Genomic DNA, 1,049 nt, shown 5'->3' with positions numbered 1-1,049 from the left:
GGTGGTGTAGCCGGGGTTGGGGGGCATGCCGGTTCCGGTGTAGCGCCAGAGGGATCCGTCGGTGCGGGTGGCCAGGAGGTCGGCTTTGGTGTCGCCGGTGATGTCTCCGGGGCCGAGGATGGTGGTGGAGTTCTGCCATCCGGTGCCGAGTTTGGTTCCGGGTTTGATGCCGGTCTGGGTTGCGGAGGCGGTGCCGGTGCCGGCGTAGAACCAGAGGCTGCCGTCGGGTTTGCGGGCGAGCAGGTCGGTGCGTTTGTCGCCGTTGAAGTCTCCGGGGCTGAAGACGTGGTTGAAGTTCTGCCAGCCGCCGGTGCCGATCTTCACGGCCGTGGTGTAGCCCTTGTTGGTGGCCGAGACGGTGCCGGTGCCGGGGTAGAGCCAGAGGGTTCCGTCGGGTTTGCGCCCGAGGAGGTCGGCTTTGGTGTCGCCGTTGTAGTCTCCGGGGGTGATCAGCTGGGTGAAGGCGTTCCACCCGGTGCCCAGGCGGCGTCCGGGTTTGTAGCCCTCGCTGGTGGTGTTCACGGTTCCGGTGCCGGCGTAGAGCCAGAGGCTGCCGTCGGTGTGGCGGGCCAGCAGGTCGGGTTTGGCGTCGCCGTTGAAGTCGCCCGGGGCCAGGATCTGGGTGAAGGCGTTCCAGCCGCCGGTGCCGATCTTGCGGGCGGGGTCGTAGCCTCCGGCGGTGTTGCCGTTCAGCAGCCAGAGGGTTCCGTCCTTTTTGCGTCCGATGAGGTCCTTGGTGCCGTTGGCGTTGAAGTCCCCGGGGGAGGCAAGGGCGGTGTAGTCCTGCCAGCCGGTGGCCGCGATGCGGGTGCCGGGCTTGTAGCCGCTGTCCTTCATGGCGGTGCCGGCGAAGAACCACAGGCTCATGTCGGTCTTGAAGCCCACGAGGTCGGTTTTGCCGTCGCGGTTGAAGTCGCTGGCCCCGACGACGTCGGCGTAGCCGGACCAGCCGGTGGCGATGGCCCGTCCGGGCAGGTAGCCGCTGCTGGTGGCGCTGACGTTTCCGGTGCCCTGGTAGAGCCAGAGGGCGCCGTCGGGTTTGCGGGCGA

Annotated in this window: 1 protein-coding gene; it reads right to left on the bottom strand. The window is 68.3% G+C overall.

The features are described 5' to 3' along the window. Positions 1-1,049, bottom strand: a 1,049-nt coding sequence (locus tag AC4D2R_RS18015; protein ID WP_490941472.1) for an FG-GAP-like repeat-containing protein, incomplete at both ends; no start/stop codon positions are given.

It is taken from the genome of Arthrobacter sp. TJ-217 (genome assembly GCF_058269255.1).
The sequence above is the reverse complement of the archived record's forward strand: the minus strand, read 5'-3'. Positions and strand labels throughout refer to the sequence as shown.